We start from the raw sequence: 7,834 nt of genomic DNA, 5'->3' as shown, positions 1-7,834 counted from the left end.
GGTCATGGGCTGCCCGGCGTTACACCGACGCTTCCTCCAGCACGGTGCCAAGCACTCGCGCAATGCATTGTGACTGCACTGTGGGAGGGGCTTCAGCCCCGACACCTTTCAGTTGGTCGCGTCGGGACTGAAGTCCCTCCCACAGCACGGCATCGCACTGGCCACTTCGGTTGCAGTCACGACCAGTCGCCACCCCGCCCGATCTACGCCGTTGCCACTGGAAGGGCGAAGGCCGCGCCTTCGACGCAGGCGACCAGGCGCTCGCCCGGCGCCAGCACCGGGGCGACGCCGGCGGTGAAGTGCGAGAACGCCGGCAGCACGGTCATGCCGTCGCGCAGCCAGAACGCCGGCCAGCGCGGGCGCAAGCCAGGCAGTTTGGCCAGCGGGTGCAGGTGCCCGCACAGCACGTGGCGCTGCGCATCTGTCACCGGATCGTGACGCAACACGAACGGGCCGTCTTCCACCTGCGTGCCAAGCGGCGCGATGTCCAGCCCGGCGCCGGCGAGGGCGCGGTCATGGTTGCCGGTGATCGCCGCCACGCGCAGTTGCGGATGCTGCGCGCGCCAGGCATGCCACTGGCGTTGCCAGTCGGCATCGGGCGCGGCGCCGTGCAGCACGTCGCCAAGGATCCACAGTTCCGCCGCATCCTGTGCCTGCAGCAGCGCCGACAGCCGCGCCAGGTCGAGCGCGGTGCCGCCGCGCGGCAGGCCGATGCCGGCGCGGCGGAAGACGTCGGCCTTGCCCAGATGCAGGTCGGCGATCAGCAGCCGTCGCCGCGCCGGCCAGTACAGTGCGCGGTCGCCGAGCAGGCGCATCGGTTCCCCTGCCAGCCGCAAGTCCAGTTCAGCGCGCATGGCGCTGCTCCAGTTGCGCCGCCGCGCGCATCACCCGCGCCTTCCAGTCCTCGGTGCTGAGCTGGCCGCGGATGCTCTCGGCCCACAGCGGGAACGCCAGTGGCGTGAGGCTGCGCGGGCTGTGCAGTGCCAGCTCGCGCGCGGCGCAATCGTCCAGGGTGGCGGCGAGCCGGGTCAGTTCCATCTCGCCCTGCAGCACCTCGCGCTCGGCCTGCGCCAGCAGCAAGTGCTCGGGATCGAAGCGGCTCAGCACGTCGTACAGCAGGCCGCTGGAGGCCTGCAGCTGGCGCAGGCTGCGCGGCAGGCGGCCGGGCAGGCTTGGCGGCAACATGCCGGCGACGCGGGCGATCTCGCGGAACTGGCGGCGCGCCAGTTCGCCGAGGTTGAGGCTCTCGCGCAGATCCTCGAACAACTGCGCCGGACTCAGCAGTTCGCGCAGCAGCGCCGCATCGATTGGCGCGTCCTCTGCCGGCGACAGCACGAAGCCGTAGTCGTTGGCGGCGAAGCTGAAGGTATTGCGCTGCCGTCGGCCCCAGCGCAGCGCCAGCAGCGCGGCCAGGCCTTCGTGCACCTGGCGGCCGGCGAACGGATACACGAACAGGTGCTGGCCGTCGCGGGCGCGCACGCGCTCGGCCAGCAGCCGCTGCGGCGCCGGCAGATCCGACAGCGCGCGCTGCAGGCCGAGCAGCGGCGCCAGTGCGCGCAGTTCGGCCTCGCCGCGCGGATCGGCGAACACCGCTTCCACCTCGCGGCCCAGTTCCGAAGACAGCGGCATGCGCCCGCCCATCCACTTCGGCACGCTGCCGTCGCCGCCCTTGGCCAGGCGCACGTAGGCAGTCATGTCCTCCAGTCGCACCAGTTCCAGCAGGCGCCCGGCGAACTGGAAGCGATCGCCGCGGCGCAGACGGCCGACGAACTGCTCCTCCACCGCGCCGAGCCTGCCGCCGCGCAGGAAGCGCACCGCGACACTGCCGTCGCTGGTGATGGTGCCGATCGACAGGCGATGACGCAGGGCGATGCGACGGTCGTGCACGCGGTACAGGCCGTCTTCGTCCAGCACCACCTTGCGGTAGTCCGGATACTGCGCCAGCGCGCGCCCGCCCTGCACGACGAATTCCAGCACCGCCTGCCAGGTCGGTGCGTCCAGCGCGGCGAAGGCGGCGGTGCCGCGCACTTCGGCGTACAGCGCGTCGGCAGCGAAGCCGCCGCCCAGCGCGCAGGTGATGCAGTGCTGCGCCAGCACGTCCAGCGACAGCCGCGGCGAGGGCCGCGATTCGATGCGGCCATGGGCGATGGCGCGGCGCGCCGCGGCGTATTCGACCAGTTCCAGCGCGTGCGAGGGCACGCACAACACGTGGCCGGCCTCGCCGGGGCGGTGTTTGGCACGGCCGGCACGCTGCAGCAGCCGCGCCACGCCCTTGGGGCTGCCGACCTGCAGCACCTGATCGACGGCGGGGAAGTCCACGCCCAGGTCCAGGCTGGAGGTCGCCACCACGCAGCGCAGGCTGCCGTCGCGCAGGCCTTGCTCGGCAGCGCTGCGCAGTGCGGGATCCAGCGAGCCGTGGTGCAGGGCCAGCGTGTGCGCTTCTTCCGGCCACACCGAGGTCAGCGCCTGATGCCACAGCTCGGCCTGCGCGCGGGTGTTGGTGAACAGCAGGCTGGTGCGCACCGCGAAGAGTTTTTCCAGCACCCGCGGCAATTGCGCCAGGCCCAGGTGCCCGGCCCAGGGGAAGCGCTCGCCCACCGCGGGTGCCAGCGTCTCCAGGGTCAGCGTGCGCGGCTTGACCCCGGCCACGATCGGCGCCTGCGGCAGGTGCGGCAGCAGCACGTCGCGCGCTTCGTCGAGGTTGCCGAGCGTGGCCGACAGGCCCCAGGTGCGCAGCGCCGGCGCCCACCCGCGCAGCCGCGCCAGGCCCAGCTGCAACAGCACGCCGCGCTTGTTGCCGAGCAGTTCGTGCCACTCGTCGACGATCACGCAGCGCAGCGTCGCCAGTTGCGGCGCGGTGTCGGGATAGGACAGCAGCAGCGCCAGCGATTCGGGCGTGGTCACCAGTACGTCGAGCTTGCCGCTGCGCGCCAGGCGCTTGTCGCGCGCACTGGCATCGCCGGTGCGCAGGCCGATCTGCCAGTCCAGGCCCAGCGCCTGTGCCGGTTCGCGCAACGCGCGCACGGTGTCGGCGGCGAGCGCGCGCAACGGGGTGATCCACAGCACCTTGAGGTCGCGCTGCGCCTGCCGGCGCGTGCGCGGCGGCGAGGCGGTCTTGGCAGTCGCGCTGGCGCCGTTGCCACGGGCGGGCGTCTGTTTGGCGGCGGCCGCCTGCGCCGCGGTCTGCGCACGCAGGCCCTCCAACAACGGGCCGCCGAACGCAGCCAGGGTCTTGCCGCTGCCGGTGGGCGTGTGCAGCAGCCCGGAGCCGCCGTCCAGATACTGCCGCCACAGCGCGCGCTGGAACGGCAGCGGTTGCCAGCCCTGCTGCGCGAACCAGGCGTACAGCGGCGCATCGGCCGGGCGCCGGCGCGCCGCGGTTGCGCTCATCGCGTCAGCGCCTGCAGCGTGGTCAAGCGGTCGGCCTCGGCGAACGGCTTGTCGTGGCGCCAGCGCAGGATGCGCGGGAAGCGCACGGCGATGCCGGACTTGTGCCGGCTGCTGCGATTCACCGCCTCGAAGCCGAGCTCGAACACCTGGTACGGCGTCACCGCGCGCACCGGGCCGAAGCGCTCGGTGGTGTGCGCGCGGATCCAGCGGTCCAGCGCCAGGATCTCGCTGTCGTCCAGGCCGGAGTAGGCCTTGGCCACCGGCACCAGTTGCTCGCCATCCCACAGGCCGAAGGTGTAGTCGGTGTACAGCGTGCTGCGCCGGCCGTGGCCGGCCTGCGCATACAGCAGCACCGCGTCGATGGTCAGCGGCGCCACCTTCCATTTCCACCAATCGCCGCGACGGCGGCCGGACTGGTAGGGCGACGTCGCACGCTTGAGCATCAGCCCTTCCACGCCGCGCACGCGCGCATCCTCGCGCAGCGTTGCCGCCTGCTCCCACGTCGTCGCCTGCACCTGCGGCGACAGGGTCAGGCGCGGATCGGCGTGCGCTTCCAGCAGGGCCTGCAGTTGCGCGCGACGCTGCTGCAGCGGCTGCTCGCGCAGGTCCTGGCCGTCCAGTTCCAGCAGGTCGTAGGCGAGCACCCGCGCCGGCGTGTCGGCCAGGGTCTTTGCACCGGGCTTGCGCCGCTGGATGCGGGTCTGCAGCGCGGTGAACGGCAGCGGCGCGGGCTCGCCTTCGCGCCAGACCAGCAGCTCGCCATCGATCACCGCATCGCGCGGCAGCGTCGCCGCCGCCGCCTCGATCTCCGGGAAGCGCCCGTCCAGGCGTTCCTCGCCGCGCGACCACAGCGCCACCTCGCCGTCGCGGCGGATCAGTTGCAGGCGGATGCCGTCCCATTTCCATTCCAGCAACCAGTCGTCGAGCGCACCGAGCGTGGCGGCCTCGGCTTCCAGCGGCGAGGCCAGGAAGAACGGGTAGGGCTGCTGGCGGTCGCTGGGCAGCACCTCGTCGGACAGCAATTGCTCCAGCGCCTGCGGTGTCGGCGACCAGGCGCCGAGCATGCGCTGGGCGATGCGCGCGATGTCGATTCCCGACATCGCCGCCAGCGCCTGCTGCACCAGCCGCTGCGACACGCCCACGCGCAGCGCGCCGGTCAGCAGCTTGTTGAACAGCAGGCGTTCGTCGAAGGCCAGGCTGCGCCAGCCCGCCACCACCGCGGCGCGGCGCGCGGCGTCGTCCTGCGCAGCCACCGGCAACAGGCGCTCCTCGATCCAGTCGCGCAGCGGTGCCGGGTCCGGGGTTTCCGCCGGATCGTCGAGCAGCAGCGTGAGGGTTTCGGCAAGATCGCCGACGTGGTCGTAGCTGTCGTCCACCAGCCAGCTGGGCAGGCCGCTTTCCTTCGCGATCCATTCGCGCAGTTCGCGGGTGTTGGCGATACGACGCAGCTTGCCGCCGCTGAGCAACCAGATCGCCCAGGCCGCGTCGGCCGGCGGCGCCTGCTCGAAGTACGCCACCAGCGCGGCGCGCTTGTCCAGCGTCGCGGTGCTCTGGTCCAGTTGCCGGTACAGCGCGGCGAAGCGCTTCATTCCTCGCCACCGTAGTCGGTACGGAACGCCTCGGCGGCCACACAGCGTTCATTGAGCGCGCGGATGATCGCGTCGGTGTTGCCGTGGGTCGCAATTACGCGCCGTGCTCCGGTCTCGTCGATGGTGCGCAGCAGGTCGGGCCAGTCGGCATGGTCGGAGACCACGAAGCCGCGGTCGTAGTTGCGCCGGCGGCGGTTGCCGCGCAGCCGCATCCAGCCCGAGGCGAAGCCGAGTTGCGCATGGCGGAAGCGGCGCAGCCACGGACTGCCAGCGGCCGAGGGTGGCGCCAGCACCAACTGCCCGGCGTAGTCGGCGCGCTTGTCCAGTTCGGACACGGTGCGCGTGTCCAGCATCGCCACGCCGGCCTCGCGATACACCGCCACGCCGGCCGCTACCGCACCGTGCAGCAGCGCCGGCTGATCGTCCCAGGGCTGCAGTTCGGCGAGCACGCGCTGCGCCTTGCCCAATGCGTAGCAGAACAGCACGGCGGCCTCGCCGCGCGCGCCGCACTCGCGGCGCCAGGCGACGATCTCGCGCGCCACCGCGCTGGTGTCCGGCCACCGGTACACCGGCAGGGCGAAGGTGGCCTCGGTGATGAAGGTGTCGCAGCGCACCACCTCGAACGGCGCGCAGGTCGGATCGGGCTGGCGCTTGTAGTCGCCCGAGGCGACCCAGACATCGCCATCCACTTCGATGCGTACCTGCGCCGAGCCGAGCACATGTCCGGCCGGATGCAGCGACACCTGCGCGCGGCCGAGCGTGAAGCGGGTGCCGTAGTCGTAGGCGCGATAGGCCTGCTCGCCCAGCCGCCAGCGCAGGATCGGCAGGCCGGCGGCGGCGCAGTGGTATTCGCCCATGCCCGAGCGCGCGTGGTCGCCGTGGCCGTGGGTGATGACCGCGCGCGGCACCGGCCGCCAGGGATCGATATGGAAGTCGCCGGCGGGGCAGTACAGCCCTTCCGGGCGCAGCACCACCAGATCCTGGGAAGCGGCATTCGGCATGGGCGCCACTGTGTCCAAGCCGGTGTGCAGGAGATGAGAATCCGCCCCGCGCGTTCGCGGCGACGCGACGGATCGGCCACAATGCGTGCAGCGCTTCTGGGAGGGAAATGCATGCCCACGGACCTGCCGGCGTTCGCCACGCATACGGTCGACAATCAGCCGCCGCCGTTCGAACCGCGCGATCTTTGGGCCGACGACGTGGCGCTGCGTGAGGCCTGCGCACGCGAGGGCGCGGACGGCTTCGCGGCGACGCTGGCGCAGTACGGCGTGCTGGCCGGCGATGCGCTGTATCGGCTCGGCTTCGACGCCAACCGCGACCGTCCGCGGCTGCGCACGCACGACCGCTACGGCCACCGCATCGACACGGTCGAGTTTCACCCGGCCTATCACCAGTTGCTGGACGCGGCCAAGCGCCATGGCGTGGCCGGGCTGTCCTGGCACAGCCCGCAGCCGGGCGCGCATGTGGCGCGCGCGGCGCTGAGCTACCTGCACCACCAGGCCGAGGCCGGCACCAGTTGCCCGCTGACCATGACCCATGCCGCGGTCGCGGTATTGCGCCAGGACCCGGCCTTGCGCGAATGGGCCGACAAGGCCGCCGCGCCGCACTACGACCCGCGCGATGTGCCGATCGCCGACAAGGCCGGCATCACCCTGGGCATGGGCATGACCGAGAAGCAGGGCGGCTCTGACGTGCGCCGCAACGCCACCGTCGCCACGCCGCTGGACGGCGACGGCGCGTACAGTCTGGTCGGGCACAAGTGGTTCTTCTCCGCACCGATGTCCGACGGCTTCCTGGTGCTGGCGCAGGCGCCGGGCGGCCTGACCTGCTTCCTGCTGCCGCGGCGCCTGCCCGATGGCCAGCTCAACGCGTTGCGGCTGATGCGGCTGAAGGACAAGCTGGGCGACTGGTCCAACGCGTCCAGCGAAGTCGAGTTCGCCGGGGCCTGGGCGCAGCGCGTCGGCGAGGAAGGGCGGGGTGTGGCGCGGATCATCGGCATGGTGATGCTGACCCGGCTCGACTGCATGCTCGCCGCCGCCGCGCAGATGCGCATGGCGCTGGCGCAGGCGCTGCACCACGCGCGGCATCGCATCGCGTTCGGCAAGCGCCTGGTCGAGCAGCCGCTGATGCGCAACGTGCTGGCCGATCTGGCCCTGGAATCGGAAGCCGCCACCGCGTTCGCGCTGCGCGTGGCCCGCGCAGTGGACGCGGCCGACACCGATGCCGCCGAGGCCGCATTCGCGCGCATCGCCACCGCGCTGGGCAAGTACTGGCTGTGCAAGCGCGCGCCGGCCTTCGTCAACGAGGCGCAGGAATGCCTGGGCGGTGCCGGCTACGTCGAGGAGTCGATCCTGCCGCGGCTGTACCGGCAGGCGCCGCTGAATTCGATCTGGGAGGGGAGCGGCAACATCCAGTGCCTGGACGTGCTGCGCGCGCTGGCGCGCGAACCGGCCAGCGCGGCCGCGGTCCTGGCGGAGCTGCAGACCGCGGCCGGCGCCGTCCCGGCCTACGACGCGGCGCTGGACGCACTGCGCGCGTCGTTGGCCGGTAATGCTGAGGTGGACGAGTTCGGCGCACGGCGCCTGGCCGAACGCATCGCGCTGGCCTTGCAGGCCGCGCTCCTGCTGCGCAGCGGCAGTCCGGCCGCCACTGTGTTCGTGCAAAGCCGACTGGCCGGCGCGCATGGACTGGCGTTTGGCACGCTGGAGCCGGGTGTGCCGGTCGAGGAACTGCTGATGCGTGCGTTGCCGTAGGCCTGCGCCATGGCGACTCACCGCGCCGTCGCCAAGTGGGAAATGAGTGGGCCGGCACTTCCTTCTCCCTTCTCCCATCGGGAGAAGGTGCCCCGAAGGGGC

General features: G+C 72.1%; 5 protein-coding genes. 1 reads left to right on the top strand and 4 read right to left on the bottom strand.

The window, feature by feature from the left end; all coding sequences use genetic code 11:
- Positions 1–203 precede the first annotated feature (203 nt).
- Genes pdeM through D588_RS0107000 form a run of 4 tightly spaced genes read right to left on the bottom strand, consistent with a single transcriptional unit; the run spans position 204 to position 5,980 of the window.
- A complete protein-coding gene (gene pdeM / locus D588_RS0107015; RefSeq protein WP_017915474.1) occupies positions 204–854 on the bottom strand; it encodes a ligase-associated DNA damage response endonuclease PdeM in 651 nt (216 codons plus the stop codon).
- Positions 844–3,390 (bottom strand): ligase-associated DNA damage response DEXH box helicase, encoded by a 2,547-nt coding sequence (locus D588_RS0107010; RefSeq protein ID WP_017915473.1) that lies wholly within the window; start codon positions 3,388–3,390, stop codon positions 844–846. The genes pdeM and D588_RS0107010 overlap by 11 nt, the downstream gene beginning before the upstream one ends.
- On the bottom strand, positions 3,387–4,979 hold the full coding sequence (locus D588_RS0107005) for an ATP-dependent DNA ligase (protein ID WP_017915472.1): 1,593 nt from the start codon (positions 4,977–4,979) through the stop codon (positions 3,387–3,389). Before D588_RS0107005 ends, D588_RS0107010 begins: the two co-directional genes overlap by 4 nt.
- Entirely contained in the window at positions 4,976–5,980 is a 1,005-nt protein-coding gene (locus D588_RS0107000; protein ID WP_017915471.1) for a ligase-associated DNA damage response exonuclease, read from the bottom strand. Before D588_RS0107000 ends, D588_RS0107005 begins: the two co-directional genes overlap by 4 nt.
- Positions 5,981–6,091: 111 nt before the next feature.
- On the opposite strand from D588_RS0107000, the gene D588_RS0106995 reads away from it, so the two are divergent.
- The gene (locus D588_RS0106995) at positions 6,092–7,732 is read left to right on the top strand and encodes an acyl-CoA dehydrogenase family protein (RefSeq protein WP_017915470.1); all 1,641 of its coding nucleotides are present in this window, start codon (positions 6,092–6,094) and stop codon (positions 7,730–7,732) included.
- Positions 7,733–7,834: the final 102 nt, after the last annotated feature.

This window comes from Xanthomonas sp. SHU 308 (assembly GCF_000364645.1).
GTDB lineage: Bacteria > Pseudomonadota > Gammaproteobacteria > Xanthomonadales > Xanthomonadaceae > Xanthomonas_A > Xanthomonas_A sontii.
The sequence above is the reverse complement of the archived record's forward strand: the minus strand, read 5'-3'. Positions and strand labels throughout refer to the sequence as shown.